The organism is Thermalbibacter longus, from assembly GCF_023806485.1.
Lineage (GTDB): Bacteria > Chloroflexota > Chloroflexia > Thermomicrobiales > Thermomicrobiaceae > Thermalbibacter > Thermalbibacter longus.
On record NZ_JAMSLR010000010.1, the window covers coordinates 87,590 to 105,717 of the forward strand.

General features: G+C 63.7%; 17 protein-coding genes. 10 read left to right on the top strand and 7 right to left on the bottom strand.

Features of this window, described 5'->3' with window-relative positions; translation table 11 throughout:
• Positions 1-19 precede the first annotated feature (19 nt).
• Both NET02_RS13100 and NET02_RS13105 read left to right on the top strand, forming a co-directional pair.
• On the top strand, positions 20-1,144 hold the full coding sequence (locus NET02_RS13100; RefSeq protein ID WP_284057873.1) for a class II histone deacetylase: 1,125 nt from the start codon (positions 20-22) through the stop codon (positions 1,142-1,144).
• An 87-nt stretch (positions 1,145-1,231) separates the two neighbouring features.
• Entirely contained in the window at positions 1,232-1,672 is a 441-nt protein-coding gene (locus NET02_RS13105; RefSeq protein ID WP_284057874.1) for a zinc ribbon domain-containing protein, read from the top strand.
• Positions 1,673-1,739: 67 nt separating this feature from the next.
• Here the strand turns inward: NET02_RS13105 and NET02_RS13110 are convergent, their stop codons facing one another.
• Both NET02_RS13110 and NET02_RS13115 read right to left on the bottom strand, forming a co-directional pair.
• On the bottom strand, positions 1,740-2,240 hold the full coding sequence (locus NET02_RS13110) for a hypothetical protein (RefSeq protein ID WP_284057875.1): 501 nt from the start codon (positions 2,238-2,240) through the stop codon (positions 1,740-1,742).
• Between the two features lie 150 nt (positions 2,241-2,390).
• On the bottom strand, positions 2,391-3,341 hold the full coding sequence (locus NET02_RS13115) for a hypothetical protein (RefSeq protein ID WP_284057876.1): 951 nt from the start codon (positions 3,339-3,341) through the stop codon (positions 2,391-2,393).
• A gap of 328 nt (positions 3,342-3,669) precedes the next feature.
• Here NET02_RS13115 and NET02_RS13120 point away from each other — a divergent pair, with 328 nt between their 5' ends.
• The 7 genes from NET02_RS13120 (at position 3,670) to NET02_RS13150 (ending at position 11,750) form a co-directional block, all read left to right on the top strand.
• Positions 3,670-4,881, top strand: a complete 1,212-nt coding sequence (locus tag NET02_RS13120; RefSeq protein WP_284057877.1) for an acyl-CoA dehydrogenase family protein — start codon at positions 3,670-3,672, stop codon at positions 4,879-4,881.
• A gap of 151 nt (positions 4,882-5,032) precedes the next feature.
• Positions 5,033-5,806 (top strand): enoyl-CoA hydratase-related protein, encoded by a 774-nt coding sequence (locus NET02_RS13125; protein ID WP_284057878.1) that lies wholly within the window; start codon positions 5,033-5,035, stop codon positions 5,804-5,806.
• 128 nt (positions 5,807-5,934) lie between these two features.
• Positions 5,935-6,699 (top strand): electron transfer flavoprotein subunit beta/FixA family protein, encoded by a 765-nt coding sequence (locus tag NET02_RS13130; RefSeq protein ID WP_284057879.1) that lies wholly within the window; start codon positions 5,935-5,937, stop codon positions 6,697-6,699.
• Between the two features lie 32 nt (positions 6,700-6,731).
• A complete protein-coding gene (locus tag NET02_RS13135; RefSeq protein ID WP_284057880.1) occupies positions 6,732-7,727 on the top strand; it encodes an electron transfer flavoprotein subunit alpha/FixB family protein in 996 nt (331 codons plus the stop codon).
• Between the two features lie 26 nt (positions 7,728-7,753).
• The gene (locus NET02_RS13140; RefSeq protein ID WP_284057881.1) at positions 7,754-9,052 is read left to right on the top strand and encodes an FAD-dependent oxidoreductase; all 1,299 of its coding nucleotides are present in this window, start codon (positions 7,754-7,756) and stop codon (positions 9,050-9,052) included.
• Between the two features lie 65 nt (positions 9,053-9,117).
• Entirely contained in the window at positions 9,118-9,990 is an 873-nt protein-coding gene (locus tag NET02_RS13145; protein ID WP_284057882.1) for a zinc ribbon domain-containing protein, read from the top strand.
• A 119-nt stretch (positions 9,991-10,109) separates the two neighbouring features.
• Complete coding sequence (locus NET02_RS13150; protein WP_284057883.1) at positions 10,110-11,750, top strand: hypothetical protein; 1,641 nt, start codon at positions 10,110-10,112, stop codon at positions 11,748-11,750.
• On the opposite strand, the gene NET02_RS13155 is transcribed toward NET02_RS13150, so the two are convergent.
• Complete coding sequence (locus tag NET02_RS13155) at positions 11,673-12,749, bottom strand: hypothetical protein (protein WP_284057884.1); 1,077 nt, start codon at positions 12,747-12,749, stop codon at positions 11,673-11,675. The two genes, NET02_RS13150 and NET02_RS13155, sit on opposite strands and share 78 nt — an antisense overlap.
• 379 nt (positions 12,750-13,128) lie before the next feature.
• Here NET02_RS13155 and NET02_RS13160 point away from each other — a divergent pair, with 379 nt between their 5' ends.
• Positions 13,129-13,452: a CHY zinc finger protein gene (locus NET02_RS13160; RefSeq protein ID WP_284057885.1), complete on the top strand. Its 324-nt coding sequence runs from the start codon at positions 13,129-13,131 to the stop codon at positions 13,450-13,452.
• Between the two features lie 31 nt (positions 13,453-13,483).
• On the opposite strand, the gene NET02_RS13165 is transcribed toward NET02_RS13160, so the two are convergent.
• The 4 genes from NET02_RS13165 to NET02_RS13180 form a co-directional block, all read right to left on the bottom strand.
• Complete coding sequence (locus NET02_RS13165) at positions 13,484-14,239, bottom strand: creatininase family protein (protein ID WP_284057886.1); 756 nt, start codon at positions 14,237-14,239, stop codon at positions 13,484-13,486.
• 59 nt (positions 14,240-14,298) lie between these two features.
• Positions 14,299-15,168 (bottom strand): ABC transporter permease, encoded by an 870-nt coding sequence (locus NET02_RS13170; protein WP_284057889.1) that lies wholly within the window; start codon positions 15,166-15,168, stop codon positions 14,299-14,301.
• Positions 15,169-15,217: 49 nt separating this feature from the next.
• Positions 15,218-16,165 (bottom strand): ABC transporter permease, encoded by a 948-nt coding sequence (locus NET02_RS13175; RefSeq protein ID WP_284057887.1) that lies wholly within the window; start codon positions 16,163-16,165, stop codon positions 15,218-15,220.
• A 61-nt stretch (positions 16,166-16,226) separates the two neighbouring features.
• Positions 16,227-17,945: an ABC transporter substrate-binding protein gene (locus NET02_RS13180; protein ID WP_284057888.1), complete on the bottom strand. Its 1,719-nt coding sequence runs from the start codon at positions 17,943-17,945 to the stop codon at positions 16,227-16,229.
• Positions 17,946-18,128 lie beyond the last annotated feature (183 nt).

Consider the following 18,128-nt stretch of genomic DNA (forward strand, 5'->3'; position numbering starts at 1 on the left):
CACAGGATGGTGCTCCGCGATGACTGTTGGCCTCGTCTTCAGCGATCGCTACTTGCAGCACGATGTCGGCCCGTACCGTTTGCCTGGATCTGGCCGGCCACTCCCCTTCGTCGAGCTGGTCGATCACCCCTCGAACTGGCGACTCGTCGCGCGAACCAAGAAACTGCTCGATCTCACCGGGCTCAGCCGGTCACTGGTCCCGATCCCGCCCTACCTGGCCGGCGAAAGCGATCTGGGACGCGTGCACGCGGCCGACTACATCGCCCGCGTCGAAGCGATCGCCGGGAGCGGCGGCGGAGATGCCGGGCAGGGTGCGCCAGTAGGCCCGGACTCGTACGAGATCGCCCGCCTGGCTGCCGGCGGGGCGATGGCCGCGGTCGACGCCGTCATGACCGGCACCGTGCGCCACTGCTATGCGCTGATCCGGCCACCAGGCCATCATGCGGTGCGCGATATCGGCATGGGGTACTGCATCTTCAACAACGTGGCTGTCGCGGCCCGGCACGCCCAGCAGGCATACGGCGTGGAGCGCGTGTTGATCGTGGACTGGGACGTGCACCACGGAAACGGAACTCAGGATGCCTTCTGGGACGATCCGAGCGTGCTCTTCATCTCGCTCCATCAGGAGGGACTCTACCCGCCCGATAGCGGCCAGATTCAGGACGTAGGCGCCGGAGCGGGCGAGGGGTTCACGGTCAATATCCCCTTACCGGCGGGTTCGGGAGACGCTGCGTACCGTTCCGCGTTCCAGCGCCTGATCTTACCCATCGCGCGCAGGTATCGCCCCGAGCTGGTTCTGGTTTCGGTTGGCCAGGATGCGAGCACGGCCGATCCGTTGGGGAGGATGTGCCTGACGACCGAGGCTTATCGCTGGATGATGCACCAGATCCTGACGCTGGCTGAGGAGGTTGCCGATGGCAGGCTGGTGGTCGTTCAGGAAGGTGGATATAGCGAGATCTATGGCCCGTATTGCACGCTCGCCGTGTTCGAAGGGCTGACCGGCCAGCGGACAGGAATCGAAGAGCCGCTGGATCCGGCCCGCCTGGCACGCCGGCCCACCTCCCAAGTTGTCTCGGGAGACCAGGCCGAGGCCATCGCCCAGGTTGTCGCTGTTCAGAACCAGTACTGGGGTCCACTAGAATAAACCCACCCGGCGTCGTAGAGTGTGAGACGGAAGGTTGTCCAGGACGGTTTTCGCGCTCGGTTCGAGAGCCTGGAAGAGGCATCCCGTATGGAACGCGATGCGCAGTCCGCTTCGCTCAGCCAGTCGTGCCAATGGTGCCGGGCACCGCTCGCGGATGGCCTGGAGCGGTGCCCAGCGTGCGGCGCAATGGTCCCCAGGCCGGGTAGCAACTTGACCACCGATGGGGATGATCCCACGCTGCTTGCGCTCATCGAACCACCGGAGCTGCCGGCCGTCGATCCTACCTCAGCCGATCAGGCCGGTGTCGAAGCTGACCCGCTGCTTACCAGCCTGCTGACAGTCGCCATCGCCGCCGTCGCTGGTGGCGTGATTGGCTGGTTCCTCCTGCCGGCGCCGCTAGCAAGGGCATTTCAGGCCTTCCTGGCCCTGCCCACCCAGCCGTCTGATGTCACCCGGCTGGGCTTGTTTCTGGGCCTGCTCGCTGGCCTGTTCATAGGCACGCTCTACCGGCTGGTTGCGCGCAGATGATCCTGAGTGGGACGCGCCGTGGGGAGGTTCAGACCTGGCCGTACCCAGTCGACCACGCGCTGAAGAGCTACGGCGCATCGGTGAGCAGCAGCACAATGGCTGTGCCGCCCTCCTGCTGGTTGACTTGAACAGTAAGGGCCGCTTCACCGCGCTCGGCCACCACGGTGTTCGCGTCGGCGCGGCGTTCCTCCCATCCCAACGCGCGGAGTGCTCCGCGGTAGAACGCGACTACTTGCTCAGGTGAATCGTCCGTGCGGAATACCATCATGCCGGCGTTCTCAACCTGCGACGGAAAGGGTTCGAACCGTACCCGGCTCGATTCCGGATACGCCGGGATCTGGCTGTTTTGCCACTCTTCGATCATCTGGAGATCATTGATCGTGACCTTCGCGGGATCGGGCGCCGGCCCGGCGACGCGAGTCGGAGTGCCGGCTTGCTCCGTGGAGTTTGACTGGCCCGTCTCCGTTGCCTGGTTGTCGCTCGCTCCGCCGCGACTGCATCCCGCGATGACGGCGCTGATCAGTAACAGCGTTGCCACCAGTCGAGACAGGTTCCAGAGGCCGCGCATCTAGCCGATCCCTTCCCGCTGCGACTCCCCTCCGAACGCCAGCCGGTCGGCAATTCTACCAGCCTCGGCGGACGGCGGGCGCAGTGGAAGCAAGCGGGCCAGTCGAAGAGTTCTCGTCAAAGTAGGGCGCAGCGTTGGATAACGAAGAGATCAGATGTTGCTGGCCACCGTGGGCGGCTGCGGCGGCTCGGCGAGCAAGCTCTCGATCGCAGCCAGCAGTGCTCGTGGTGGATCTGTGGTAACGAGGAGCAAGCTGGACATCAACCAGAGCGTGCGGAGATACTCGCGTGCCTGGTCATCGGGTGGGACGAGGCGGTTGCGACAGTCAGTGAGCAGATCGGCCGCCGCTGCGGCAAGCCTGGGCAGTGGCCCGGGGTGACCATCCACCATGTCGAGGATAGAATGCGCGCAAACGTGCAGGGCGTCTAAGAGCTCGAGCCGGCTGGGCATGGCGGCTAGCGCCGTCAGCAGCATATCGGCCGTCGAGAGAATCTCACCGATCGTTGCCTGCAGGTTCGGCTGGTGATTCACCGGGGACTCTTTTGAGCCGTCACGGCCACTTCCGTTGCCGCTCAGCCACCCGCTGGCCGCGTGGCTCGTGCCGGCTCCAGCCGATAGGCGGCCGGTAATCTTGAGCACCGGACTCCCTCGGTGCGCCTCGAGGGCACCGGTCGTAACGGATTGCTCGTAGCTATCGAGCGCGATCAGGCGGTCCGGCTGCCAGCGTTCGATCAACTGGCTGAGGCCGCGCGCATGTTCCAGCATAGGAGCTACCGGCGAGCCGGTGACAAACGACGCTACCGCGCGTTCGAGGTCGAGCACGAGCGCCTGGACGTACGGCGCCAGCAAGACTCGTCCCTCGCTCCCTCGGACCAGGTCGATCGCGCTTTCCACCATCTGGATCATCTCGGCGAGCTGCAGCGCGTTGGTCAGCCCACCGGCTTCGACGATCTGCTGCAGTGCCTGGTCAGCCGCATCGAGGAGCTGTGGATCAGGGCGGGGCAGGGCCAGCTCGGCGACCCCCTGCTTGACCGTTGCGAGCGCGGTGCCCAGCGAGTGCTCATCCACCGTCCCGATGAGATGGGACATCAATCGCTGCACCGTTCCGCACCTCCCCGATCTCGCCCTTGATCATCCCACCTCGAGAAGGACGGTAGGCAATCGCTTCCCTTTGCAGATAGTCGACAGGTCGAGAGATCCGGCCATAGGAGATTGGTACGTACCGCGCCTGGCTAGTAGTCAGCCTGCGATCGGGCCGTCGAGGGGACGTCACCGCAGCGTGTGCGCGGCACCAGTCTGGTCCGCGATGCGCGAACCGGTGGAGGCATGCCTTGCCCGGCACCCGGACCGAGCCTATACTGCGGCCAGCGGCGCGGCTCGTGGGCCGGGCTTGCATGACTGTGCGGTTCGGAAAGCCGGGAGGACCGGAATGGACTTCGAACTGACCCCTGAGCAGATCCAGGTGCGCGACATGGTGCGCGAATTCGCCCAGCGTGAGGTGGCTCCGCATATCCGCGATTGGGATGCCAAGGGCGAGTACCACCCCGAAGTCTTCCGCAAGATGGGCGAACTCGGCATTCTGGGCCTGCCAATCCCCGAGCGTTATGGTGGGGGCGGTTTCGACTACGTCAGCCTGGCGCTGGCCTGCGAAGAACTGGAGGCGGTCGACACCTTCCTCCGGGTGGTCATCAGCGTTCACGTCGGGCTGAACAGCCTCACACTGCTCCAGTGGGGTACCGAGGAGCAGAAGCAGCGCTGGCTGGTGCCCCAGGCCAGAGGAGAGAAGCTCGCCACCTTCGCCCTGACCGAACCAGGGGCAGGTTCCGATGCCGGAAACATCCAGACCCGGGCCGTGAGGGACGGCGATTCGTACGTTCTGAACGGCGAGAAGATGTGGATTTCGCTCGCGAACACGGCTGATCACTTCCTGGTCTTCGCTACCCTCGATCCCTCACAGAAGCATCGTGGCTTGGCTGCCTTCATGCTCGAAAGGGGCATGGAAGGGCTTACGACCGGCTCGATCCACGGCAAGCTCGGCATCCGGGCTGGCGATACCGGTTGGATCTCGATGCAGAACGTGCGGGTACCGGCCGAGAACATGATCGGGGAGCCTGGCGAGGGCTTCAAGATCGCTATGAGCGCGATCGATCAGGGGCGCTTCACCGTGGCGGCCGGTGCCTGTGGCCTGATCCGGGCCTGCCTAGAGGCCAGCATCAAGTACTGCCACGAGCGGCAGGCGTTCGGACAGGAGATCGGACGGTTCCAGCTCGTGCAGCAGATGATCGCGAAGATGGTGAAGGGGTACGAGACGTCCCGGCTGCTCGTCTTCCGCGCGGCCGAGCTGAAGAACCGCGGCATCCGCAACACGCGCGAGACCTCGCTAGCCAAGTGGGTTGCCTGCGACGCCGCGTTCGAGGCGGCGAACGATGCGGTCCAGATCCACGGGGCCTATGGCTTCTCCAACGAGTACCCGGTGGAGCGCTATTTGCGGAATTCTCGCGGCGCGGTGATCTACGAAGGCACGCGGGAGATTCACCAGGTCCTGCAGGCCGAGTACGCGCTCGGCTATCGCGTGGACCGGCCGTTGCGCTGCCCGCAGCCGCCGGCTCAAGCCTTCGAGGAGCAGGAGGCACGGGCCTGAGTTGCTTGCAAGAATCGCGTTCTGCTCTGCTGGCAGGCGAGGGAAGGTGCCTGGGCGGTACGCTGAACGCCGCCAGTTTCGCTCCTCGTCTTACGCTGTTGAATCGTGCTGGACCGGAGATCCGCCGCGGAGCACATGAAAGGGGAGGCCGATGCCGATCCAGGTGGCGCAGGAAGACAGGGTTGCCCTGGTTACGGTCGACCGCCCAGAGCGGCTGAACGCGCTGAACACCCAGTCGCTTCAGGAGTTGCTCGCTACCTTCGAGCGGCTGGCAAGCGACTCGTCGGTGCGGGCGATCATTGTAACCGGTGCTGGCGATCGTGCGTTCATCGCCGGGGCCGACATCGCGGAGATGAAGGACAAGAGCCCGTCAGAGGCCCTGGCCTTCGCGAGGCTGGGCCAGGCCGTCTGCTCGGCCATCGAGGCTGCGCCTCAGCCGGTCATCGCCGCGATCAACGGCTACGCGCTGGGCGGAGGCTGCGAGATCGCGCTCGCTTGCGACATCCGGCTGGCCAGCGAGACAGCCGTGCTAGGCCAGCCCGAGGTCGCGCTAGGGGTTCCGCCCGGCTGGGGTGGGACCCAAAGGTTGCCACGCGTGATCGGCCCAGGTCTGGCTCGTGAGCTCATCTACACCGGACGGCGGGTCAGGGCCGAGGAAGCGCTGCGCATCGGGCTCGTGAACGCTGTCTACCCGCCGGCCGAGCTGCTGGAGCGCGCTCGGGCATTGGCAGCGGAAATCGCGCGCAACGCGCCGTTGGCGGTCCGGTTGAGCAAGGAGGCGATCCGGAGGGGTCTGGATGTCGACCTCGCGGCGGGCCTCGCGCTCGAGGCGCAGGCGTTCGCCCTCGCCTTCAGCACCGCCGACCAGCGCGAAGGAATGAGCGCCTTTCTCGAGAAGCGCTCGCCGGAGTTCCGCGGTGCATGACAGCGTGGGTAACCTGGTTCGGCGCCGGGGTCTCCTCTTTTCGATCGGTGTCCCCGGCATTCGGCAGTGGTGCTCTGCCACACTTACTGGAGATGAACGCTGAGCGTGGGTAGGAGTGGAGCGTTGAGGTGAAGATCGCGGTGCTGGTGAAACAGGTACCGGACCCGAACGCGATCCGGTACGACCGGCGACTGGGTGACCTGGTCCCGGGCACGCCGCAGGCGACCAATGAGTACGATCTGTACGCCGTGGAAGCAGCCCTGCGGCTCAAGGAGCAGCTCGGCACGGGCGAGGTGGTCGTCGCGAGCGTCGGCCCCGCGCGAGAGACACTCAACCGCTGTCTGGCGATGGGAGCTGACCGCGCGGTGGCAATCGAGGGCCCGAGCTTGCCAGGCGACAGCCTGGTCACCGCCACTGTGCTAGCGGCCTGGCTGCGGCGGGAGGCACCGGATCTGATCTGGGCGGGGCAGGAAACGAGCGATGCCGGCACCGGTAACGTCGGCCCGCAAGTAGCAGCCTTGCTCGACATCCCTCTCGTGAGCAATGTGGTCGGCTGGGAGTATCGCGACGGCGTTCTCACGCTGGAGCGCGAGATCGAGGACGGGCACCAGTTCCAGCAGGTGCGCCCACCCGCACTCCTCTGCGCCCTCTCGGCGCTCGATGAGCCACGGCTGCCAACGCTGCGCGGAATCATGGAGGCGCGCCGGAAGCCCAGCGACCGCATCTCGCCCGCCGATCTGGGTGTCTCTGACGACGAGCTAGCCCCCGTCGTTTCCTGGGAGGGTCTCTTCGTGGAGGAGGAGTCGGCGACCGGTGTGGTATTGCAGGACGTGGATCCAGACCAGGCGGTCGAGCAGTTGATCGCGTTTCTGCAGGAGCGCCGGCTGATCTAGCTCAGTAGTGCACGATCGGAAGGATACAGGCGGTGAGCCAAGCGCGCGTGCTGGTAGTGGTAGAAACGGTTGCGGGCGAGGCCAGACCGGCGGCGCTCGAGCTGTTCGGGGCCGGCAGGCCACTGGCCGACCGGCTAGGCGGCGACCTGGTCGCGCTGGTCGCCGGCAGCGGCGTCCAGGCGGTTGCCGGGCTGGCGGGCGAGCTGGGAGCTGATCGAGTCCTGGTCGCTGATGACCCAGCGCTGGCGGAGCCGGTGGTGGCGCGGGTTGCTCGGGCGGTGGAGACCGCGCTCGCAGCCGCCGATCCCGAACTCGTCCTGCTTCCAGCAACCACACTCGGTCGCGATCTAGCGCCGCTGCTGGCCGGCCGATTCCGGGCCGCGCACCTTGTCAACTGTACCCGGATCGAGCTCGAGGACCAGGCTGTTGTCGCCACTCGACCCGTCTACCAGGACAAGCTCCTGACGACGGTTCGCGCGCCACGCGGGCGGAGGATCTTCATCACCGCGCGCTCCGGTGCCTTCCCGGTGCCGGAGCCACAGCCGGGTCGCCAGGTTTCTATCGAGCCGCTCGCGGTCAGCTTCACTGAAGCTGACCAGGCAGTGACCGTGACACGCCTGGTTGAGAAGCCGAAGGGACAGACCAACCTGGAGAGTGCTCCGGTCGTCGTCGTCGGTGGACGTGGAGTTGGGTCGGCGGAAAACTTCCGTCTCGTCGAGGAGTTGGCCGCAGCGATCGACGGTGCCGTGGGGTGCACCCGGGCGGTGAGTGATCTCGGCTGGCGCCCGCACTACGAGCAAATCGGCCAGACTGGCAAGAATGTCCGTCCCAAGCTCTACCTGGGCGTGGGGGTCTCTGGTGCTGTGCAGCACACCGTCGGGATGCGCGGGTCGGACACCATTGTCGTCATCAACCGGGATCCCAACGCGCCGCTGGTGAAAATGGCCGACTTCGCGATCATCGGCGACCTGTTCGACATCGTGCCCAGGCTGACGAAGCGGCTGCGCGAGGTACGGGGAAAGGCGTGATCGGCCCGGCTCGATAGGGAGGGCGAATGAGCCTGGAGCGAGTTGACGTCATCATCGTCGGAGCCGGTCCGGCTGGGGTTGCGGCGGGGCTGCCCCTCGCGCAGTCCGGGTTGGAGGTGGTGATTCTCGAGCGCGGCGGCTATCCCGGGTCCAAGAACGTCATGGGCGGCATCCTCTACCGGCAGCCGACGGAGGCGCTAGTCCCTGGCTTCTGGCGTGAGGCTCCCCTCGAACGGGCGATTATCGAGCAGCGTTACGTGGTGCTGACCGAGGACAGCGCGATCGGGTTGAGCTACCGCACGCAGGCGTTCGCTCAGGAGCCGTATAACGCGTTCAGCGTCATGCGCGCCGAGTGGGATCGCTGGTTCGCCCAGCAGGCGGAAGCGGCTGGCGCCTTCATCGCGACGGGCATGACCGTCGAAGACCTGGTCTGGCGCGATGGCGCGATCGCCGGGGTGAAGGCTGGTGAGGCGGGGGACGAGCTGTATGCCGATGTCGTGGTGCTAGCCGACGGCGCCAACTCGCTGCTGGCACAGAAGGCTGGACTCCATCGGGAGTGGCACCCGTCCGAGCAGGCGCTCGTGGCTAAGGAACTGATCCGCCTGTCCGAGGAGGTCATCAACGAGCGATTCAACGTGCCGCCCGGCCTGGGCGTGGCGATGGAGGTCTTCGGCCAGTCGACCGCTGGGCTGCTCGGCTACGGTTTCATCTACACGAACCGGGAGACGCTTTCGATCGGCACCGGGGCGCTGCTGTCCGACCTGATCGAGAGCGGGCTGAACGTCAGCGACATGCTCGACCAATTCAAGCGCCATCCGGCCATTGCCCCGCTGCTGGAGGGTGGCGAGCTCGTCGAGTACTCGGCGCACCTCATTCCGGAGGGTGGTTGGCATGCAATGCCGACTCTCTTCACCGACGGCGCCGTCGTGGTCGGGGATGCGGCCGGCTTCGTGAACCCGATCAGCCGGGAGGGGTCGAACTTTGCCATGATCTCGGGCAAGCTGGCTGCCGAGGCGATCATCGAGGCCAAGCAGAGCGGCGACTTCTCCGCAGCGAGCTTGAGCCGCTACCAGGAGTTACTCGAGGAGAGCTTCATCCTGCAAGATCTGTATACCATCCGAAACGTAACGCCATTCGTGCACCAGCGCCCCTACCTCTTGCGCGATGTTCCCGCGGCGCTGGCCGCGGCGCTGCGCGACTATCTCACGGTGGACGGGACGCCGAAGACGGTCAAGTACGGCAAGATAGCTCGCCGGTTGCAAGCCGCATTTCCGCCGGGAAGAACGCTGCGCGATCTGCTGTCCGGAGCCAGGATGCTGCGGTAGTAGCATGGTACGCTTGGCCCGGTGTCCGTGATCGCCGCGTGGCCCCGACAACCGGGAGGAGCCTCGTGAACCCGTATCTCCTGCTCGATGTCTTGCTCCTGATCCTGCTCGCACTCTTCGTTCCGATCGGCTTCTGGCGCGGGGCCCAGCGCGAAGTCTTGGTCACGCTGGGCGTGCTGCTCGGCGTTGTGCTCGGCGAGTTCTGGGCCGGCCCCTGGGGGCAAGACCTGGCGACCAGGAGCGGGCTGAGCGAGAATGGCGGCGTGTTCCTGGTCGCGATGCTCTTCCTGGTAGGCAGCACGTTCCTCGTCGGGTACGGCCTAGGAGCGGCGCTCATCATGCCGGCTCCTGGGTTGGCCGGCCGTCTCGCCGGGGCGCTCGTCGCGGCCGGGAACGGCGCGCTGCTCCTCGGGTTCTCGCTGCGCGACATTCGGATCTTCCTTCTGCAGAACGACGTGGGCTTGTTCGACCGCGCCATCGTGGCCCGGCTGCTCAGCGAGAGTCTGGGCTGGCTGCTCCTGGGCGGTGCCATTGCTTTTCTCCCGGTCATCGTGTACCTAGCGCTCTTCGGCCAAGGACCCGTTGCAGTCGAGTACGAGCCGATGGATGAGGAGTTCGAGCGTCAGCAGACACCGACCCGGCGCTACCCGCCGCGCGCTCCCGCCAGTGCCGGTCGTCCGCCAGTGGCCTACAAGACCGAACCTCCGCGCCCGGCAGCAGAAGAGACCCGGCCGATCCGCGTCGTCGAGGAACGTCAAACCCATCCACCGAAGTCGTCTACGGACATCTCGTCTATGGATACGGCAGTCCTCGCGCGCCGGCCAGAGCGCCATCCGGCTGGCCAGTCTGCCGAACCGCTCGCAGGTAGGTGTCCACACTGCCATGCGCAGGTCCGGCAGGACGATGTCTTTTGCCCACGGTGCGGTCGAATTCTCTAGCTGCGGTGCCGGCTTTACGCTGCCGAGCAGGTTGAAGCTCAGGGGTTCGTGAGGCTCCTGGCGTAGTGGCGAGAGCCTGCGGGGAGGGGGAAGCGGGCGTAGAGCTGAGGAGTGAGACCGTGGCAATTCGAGAACGAGCGCTCGTTGTGAGCCCGCCGCGCGTGAGGCTGCGCGGCGATGTGCACACGCTTGTCATGCTCATTCAGGCGATCTTCGTCGCAGTGGCCGTGCGCCTCTATTTCGTTCTCAGGAGCGACTTCCCCCTCAACGACGGTGGCCTCTTCTACAGCATGGTACGAGACCTCCAGATCGCACATTATCGCCTGCCAGTGAACACATCCTACAACCTGGACGGCATTCCGTTCGCCTACCCACCGCTGGCGTTCTACGTCGTCGGGCTCATCGACAGCGTTGGACCTTGGAGCCTGCTCGGTGTCATGCGTTTCTTTCCAGTCATCGTCAGCGTGCTCGGGCTCGGGGCGTTTGTGTTGCTCTGCCAGACGATGCTTCGCCCGAAGGCCGCGATTGTCCCAGCCGCCTTCGTCTTTGCCCTACTGCCGATGGCGTTCGTCTGGCAGATCATGGGTGGGGGAATTACGCGCTCGCTCGGGCAGCTCTTCTCGATCCTGGCTCTGTGGCAAGCCTACCTGCTGTACACGCGAGCGGATCGGCGGCACGTCTTGTGGCTGGCAATCCTGGCCGGGTGTACCGTCTTGAGTCACCCCGAGGCTGCCTGGTTCACGGCGTACAGCATCCCGCTCCTGTATCTGTTTCTCGCCCGCGATCGGCGGGGGCTCATCAATTCGGTCCTCGTTGGCCTGGGCGTGCTGATCGTGACGGCGCCCTGGTGGGCGACTGTCTTGATCCGGCACGGGATCTCAGCTCTCAAGCCGGCCAGCGACCCCGGTTGGCCGTTTTACCATGGGATCGTTCAGCTTCTTCATCTGGACATTACTCGCGAACCGACGTTCACCATGCTCGGCGGGCTCGCTCTGCTCGGGGCATTCGTGTGCCTGGGTCGACGGGAATACCTGCTTCCCGCCTGGGTGCTGGCAATCCACGCGCTTCAGCCACGGGCCGCTGATCAGCGCGCGGTCATCCCGCTTGCGATGCTCGCCGGCATTGGAATCATCGAGGTCGTGCTGCCGTTGCTCGCGAGGGTTGTCCGGGCGACGACGCTGCTCCGATCGTCCAGTAATGGCCTCGCCAGGGGAGTGGCTCATTTCCTGCTCGATCGCACTTGGCTGCTCCAGGTGACCCTGCTTGCGTTGACGGTGCAATCCGCGGCGTCGACCGCCTATGCCTTCAATCCGCTGTTGACCGGTCTATCGCCGGATGAGCGCGCGGCGATGGAGTGGGCTGCGACGAGTACCCTGCGATCCAGCCCGTTCATCGTGATTACCGGTGAGCCCTGGTTCGGCCAGGACAAGACCTCGGAGTGGTTTCCGGCGCTCACGCAGCGAGTGAGCGTGGATGTCGTTCAGGGCTACGAGTGGGTGGGCGGGTTCGCCCAGCGCATCGCCCGGCATGAACAGCTCCAGGCGTGCGCGACCCAGAACAGCGGTTGCCTCGAAAACTGGGCTCTGGAGCACAACATCATGTTCAGTTACGTGTACGTCACTAGAAGGCCAGCCAACATCGAGGGCGTGCTGATCGATCGCACGGCAGCGATTCAGGCTTCCCTACGGAGCGATCCACGGTACGTCGTGGTCTACGATGGACCGGGAGCGGTGATATTCCGCCGGGTCGGAAACCCGTAACTGCTTGCGATCGATCAGTGGGGTCACGCGCCAGCGCGCGCGGAGAACACGTCCCGATGGCCCTCGAAACAGGACCACTAGCAGCGCGGGGAGGTAGGTACAGGCGACCACCCACGGAGCAGCGGTCTCGGGGGAGGTACCGAGACGCAGGTCGCCGTCGGGTAACAGGCGCCATCCCCAATATCCGACCCAACTCGCCGCGCTCAGCAGCATGCTTTCGCGCGCCGAGCGAGCGAGTAGCCAGAGCGAAAGCTGATCGTAGAACCAGAGCCGCTGTGGGATGAGTGAGAACAGGAGAAGGAGGCGAGCCGCAGGTCGTTGCCAGCGCACCAGTGCCAGCAATAGGAGCGGCCCTGGCAACACAGTGAGAGGAATGCGGTACTGGTGATGGCTTGAGGTGACATTCTCGAGCCATTCGAGCGGCCAGCGTGGCATGATCAGCAGGCTGAGGCCCAGGACAAAAGCGGAGAGAATCAGGCCACGGCGGTGAGGGAAGGACAGGACAATCGGGATTCCCACGTTGGGTTTCGCGAACGCGAACGGGAGAAGCGCGGGAAGGAAGGCGGCCGCGGTAATCAAGGGCGACCACTGGGCCACGACGGCCGCGACGTAGAATGGCGCGCTCAGGAAGAGGGGGAGATGGTGTAACCCGCTCCGGCTGATCCCGTAGGCTAGCAGCCCAGACGATATGCCGAAGAAGAGTGCTCCTGCCAGTTCTGCGGGCAGAGCCGTGAACGGCAGAGCAACGAGCAGAGCCGGCATGGGATAGTAGAGAGGAGCGTCGAACGGGTACGGAAACAGCGGCGATAGCTGGGGGTCGTCGTACGGGTTCTGGCCATTCAGGAGGCGCATGGCCCCGCGCCAGGGCCAGGTGAAGTCGCTGGCGAGTTGATCCCGCTGAACCAGGTTATAGTAGCAGAGGACAGTGCTGGCGAGCCCGATGACGAGCGCAAGCAGGATACGCTGGCGAATCGATAGCCTCGGAGTTCCGCCGATCATCTCTCCCTGTCGATAGCGTCATAACTCTTCTCGAAGATGGTTCCGCGCTGTGGCGAGACGGAGGCGGCTCTCGCTCCCGCCACACCCCGATGCGAGGGGGTACCGATGGCTGCCGGTCGATCGGCAGCGGGTTCAAGAATAGCACCTGGGACTCTTGCAGACGCGCGAGAGATCGACCTGGCAGGCATTCCCAGCCGCGCAACTACAGCCTGTGTAGGTCCGGCTCCCAGTCGGGCGACCTCTCTGTGGCGCACCAGCCGCGAGCTGTCGTCCCGCGCCGCGCAGTCCAGAGACGAACGAAAGTTCTCGCGGAGCCTGCCGGCGGATCTCGTAGGATGATTCGGGCTCTCTGCGGCGAGATGTGTTGGAGTGAGCATTCATGGTCGTGGTGCACGGCAGGCTGGTGGACGAGCAGACGCGCTGCATCCACTACCGGAGCCCGCTCGATATCGTCGCGATCAAGTTCAAGTGCTGCGACCGCTACTATGCGTGCTACTTCTGCCATCAAGACCTCGAGTCGCATCCGCCGTTACGTTGGGCTCGAGAGGAGTTCGACCGGCCCGCTATCCTCTGCGGCGCCTGCCGGGCCGAGCTACGTATCGAGCAGTATCTCTCGTGTGGCTTCGTCTGCCCTTCGTGCGGCGCGCCGTTCAATCCCGGCTGCGCAAACCACTACCATCTCTACTTCGATCTATTCTCGTAGGGCCGCGTGCGACTCCGGCTGCGCCGGCTGTTCAGCGGGCCTCGGCGGGCTGCGAGGGCACTCTGAAGGCGTCGCTCTGGATGAAGGCCAGGACGCGCTCCACGGCGCGGCGCATCACCTCGGCCCCCTTCTCCGCCGTGCCTTTGGTGGCGTCGCCCAGTACCCCGGTCGCGGTCTGTGCCTGGTAGCTCCGAGGACGGAGGAAGTCCGGGAAGTCGTCGCGCGTTGCGGGCTCGGTGCGTACCGCCCGGTCCATGCGCACGTGCTCGGGTACCAAATGCAGCATCACACTGGTGCCGAACTCGCTCGCGTGTCCATGTGGCAGCAGGTCGCTTTCGACCAGGTCCTCGACCAGCGGCTGGATGAACCGCCACCAGTCGACCTGGGCGCAGCGCACCGGGTGGTTCGATTCGAGCTCCTGCGCCAGCTCGCTGAGGTAGGGCACGTTGCCGGCGTGGCCGTTGACGAAGAGGATGCGTCGGCAACCCCAGCGGATGAAGCTCTCGGCCACGTCTCGCGTGTAGGCGAGCAGCGACTGAGGGCGGACCGAGAGGGTGCCGGGGAACTCGGCCAGCGCCTGCGAGAAGCCGACCGGGATCAACGGCGCGACGAAGGCGGGCACGCGCTCGGCGACGCGCTGGGCGAGGGCCAGGGTGGCGATGCCGTCGGCGCCCATCGGAAGATGGGGGCCGTAGACCTCGACCGCGCCGAGCGGGATGAGCACGAGATCAGTTTCCTGGCGCATGCGGTCGAAGTCGACCCACGTCATGTATTGAACGAGCGTCATGAGCTTCCCGTCCTTTCTGTGTGATCTCCAACCGCGGCGGGCGAAGATATCGCGGTGTCTCACTCGCGCAGGCGGGGATCGAGCGCATCCCGCAAGCCGTCGCCCAGCATATTGCAGCACAGGATCGTGATCGAGATAGCCAGGGCAGGCCAGAAGACGTACCAGCCGTTCTGCTGCATGAAGCCTCTACCTACCCCGATCATGTTCCCCCACGTCGGCTCGGGGGGCGGCGTACCGAGACCGAGAAAACTCAAGCCAGACTCCAGGAGTATTGCGAACCCCAAACTTAGAGAGATCTGAACGAAAATGGGTGCCAAGATGTTTGGCAAGATCGCGGTGAGAATAATGTGGGGAGTGCGAGCGCCAATCACCCTCGCTGCCTCAAGGAATTCGCGCTGTTTAACCTGAACGACTGAAGCGAAGCTAAGGCGAGCGAATCGGGTCATATACAGGAAGCCGATTACCAGAACGAGGTTGATCCGGCTGGGTCCAAGAAAGGCTACGACAGCGATTGCGAGAAGAATCGGCGGGATGGTCAGCAGGACATCCACCGTGCGCATTGTCACAAATTCCCAGAATCCCCCGAAATAACCCCCGACGATCCCGAATCCTACGCCCACTACAGACGCGAGCGCCACCGACGAGAGTGCGATGATCAGAGACGATCGGCTGCCTCGCATAACCCGAGCCATCAGATCGCGGCCGTATTCGTCTGTTCCGAATGGGTGCTCCCAGCTCGGGCCCTGAAGCTGCATGGCCGTGTTCATCTGGAATGGATCCTGGGGAGAAATCCAGGGTGCGAGCAATGCCATGACGCCAATGAGAAGCAGGATCGTCCCCGATACGACCACCCGTGGATTGGTCCGTATGCGCTGCCAGGTTCTTCTCGGTGGCCGTTCAGCTAGCCCGTTCTGGGATGGTTCCGCCATCGCGACGCCAAGCGAAGCTCGCCCTCGCTCCACACCGCTCTCCGTCCCATCACGCGTACTTGATCCGTGGGTCGATCACTGCATAAATCAGGTCGGTCAGAAGGTTAAGAAGAACGAAGATGGTAGCGATGACAAGAACAACTGCCTGCACAACAGGATAGTCACGCTGATTGATGGCAGCGATCAGGTAACTGCTAACACCCGGCCAATTGAAGATGAACTCAATCAACACAGTTCCACCGAGGAGAGTTCCTGCCTGCAAACCGACTATCGTGACTACAGGAATGAGCGCGTTCCTGAGCGCGTGCCGGAATAGTACAGAAGGCTCGGCGAGTCCCTTGGCACGTGCAGTACGGACGTAGTCTTCTCCAAGTACCTCCAGTAAGGACGAACGGGTCATGCGCAGAATGACCGCCATGTCGAGAAGAGCCAGGCTTGTCGCTGGCAGAATGAGTCGCTTCAAGTGCTCTACCGGATCATCAGCGAAGCTTACATACCCTGTGGCCGGGAGAAGTCTCAGCTTTACTCCGAAGACCAAGAGCAAAAGCGTACCGGAGACGAACACTGGAGTAGAGATCCATATGACTGAGAACAGTGAAACAAGGACGTCCGGGGCACGATTGCGATATCTTGCTGCGAGAATTCCGGCCGGAATCCCAAGGAGCACCGCGAGTGTCATTGAAGCAGTTATCAGTTCAAACGTCCGTGGCAGACGTTTCGCTAAATCCGGACCGATTGGGCGCTTGCTGGTTAGCGACTGGCCGAGGTCCCCACGCACGACACCTGACAGCCAGTCCGCATACTGAATGAGGAGCGGGCGATCTAGACCCAGTTCCCGCCGAACCGCCGCGACGCGTTCAGGGGTGGCATTCGTCTCACCCAGAATGATATATGCCGGGTCTCCGGGAAGAAGCTGAATGAAGATTGAGACCAGGCTAGCGATGACGAAGATCAGCAAAGCAGACTGCACAAGCCTGCGTATGATGTATGCACTCATGATTACCTCGAGGATCTTGGCTGATCCGACGAAGCACCTTCGTCGGATCAGCCAGATGCCCTTACTTCTGTAGCCACGTTTCCTGGAGCATGATCCCGGAGAAGAAGCCTAGCGCGCCAGGTAGATGCTGGTAACCCTGCACTTCCTTCCGAAGAGCCTCCCCATCCTGCCGGTAGACGAGGAACGTCCAAGGAGCTAACTCCAGTATGCGCTGCTCTAATCGCTTATAGATGTCCTTGCGCTGTTCCTGACCTTGTGTAGCTCGGCCCTCCTGAAGCAGCCGATCGATCTCTTCATCGGAGAATCCGGTCGACTTGCTATGTGGGGAGCCGGTCGCAAAGAAGTTGGTCAGGAAATCCGGATCGAGGACTTCCGGCGCCAGGCCATGGATGCGAAACTGATACTCGCCCTTCGTGTGCTTCTGGACGACCGTCTGCCAATCATAGAGCTCGAGCTTGCAGTCGATTCCGATTGCCTGGAGGTTGTTTTGAACCACCTGAGCGGTACTTTGATGCATTCCGTACTGAGAAGTCGACATGAGAGTCACCGAGAAGCCATTTGCGTATCCGGCCTCTGCGAGTAATTGCTTCGCCTTATCTGGGTCATATGTATAGGTTCCTTCGAGTTCCTTGTTATAGGCCCAGCTTTGAGGCGGGATGACCCCTCCGGTAATCTCGACAGCTCGCCCGAAGAAAGCCGCGTCGATGATCGCCTTCCGGTCGTACGCGTAGCTCAGCGCAACTCGCACCTTAGGATCATCGAAAGGCTTAACCCGAACGTTGTACTGCACGCACATGAATGCCGAATTCTCGCCAGTCGCGAGCTGCAGACTCGGATCGCTCTCGATCGATTGCATGTCCTTCCAGGGGACGTAATCCGCGATATGGGCATCCCCACCCTTCACCGCCGACACGCGGGTGTTTTCGTCTTGGTAGGGAATGAAAACGATCCGGTCGAGGTAGGGTCGTCCCTCGTGATGGTACGACTGGTTTCGCTCCACCTCGATACGGACTCCCGGTTCTCGAGAGATCAATTTGAAGGGGCCGGTTCCTACTGCGGTCGTGTTGGGATCACCGCCACTCTCGAGGAATTTCTTCGAGAGAATAGCCGTTTCGGGATGGGCGAAATATTCGAGGAGCGCCGCATGCGGCTGTGCGAGCCTGAACACAATCGTCTGCTCATCCTCAACGGTGATCTCGGAGATAGTTGACATCTCGACCTTGCGTGTTGCGCCGGTCGCCTCATCCTGAATGCGCTCGATGGACACCTTCACGTCCTCGGCGGTCACCGGCGTCCCGTCATGGAAGGTAACACCCTCCCGAAGAACGACGGTGTACTGTAGGCCATCATCTGAGATCTCCCACTCCGCGGCCAAATCCGGTAGTAGTTCGCCATCAACGCCGTATCGCAGGAGTCCGTTGTACAACTGTAACTTCACGCACCGGGCTGCCGTACCTGTCGAGATATGCGGGTCGAGATTAGGGGGGTCCGACGAGAGGGCGTAGATCAGCTCACCCCCATGGGCCGGCTCGCCTGTCGCTGGACTTGATGCCGGTGTTGCGGCCATACCCGCAGTTGGCGAAACCTGCGTGCCGGGTGCTGAAGTGGATGTAGGCGCTGAGTCCCTCGGCGTCTCTGGCTCACCGCCGCATGCGGATAAGAGCGCTCCAGCTGCCAGTGATCCAACTGCTCCGGCGCCGAGTCGCAGCACGGTTCGTCGGTTCAGAGGGCGCGAGGTCAACGCCAGCAAACGCGCCTGCACCGGTGCTTGCTCCGTCATCTCTCTCTCCTTCACTGTGGGATGACCCCGCTAACGGTAACTTGCTCCTCGCCTCTCACACATTTCCTCGTTATCTCCGTTTATCTCTCCTCCTCTGCGCTCAGTCGCTCATACTGATGATCCGCGCACTCTTAGCGTGGCACCAACCTAGGCTCGTAGGCCTCTGGCCGCCGGTTGGCCAGC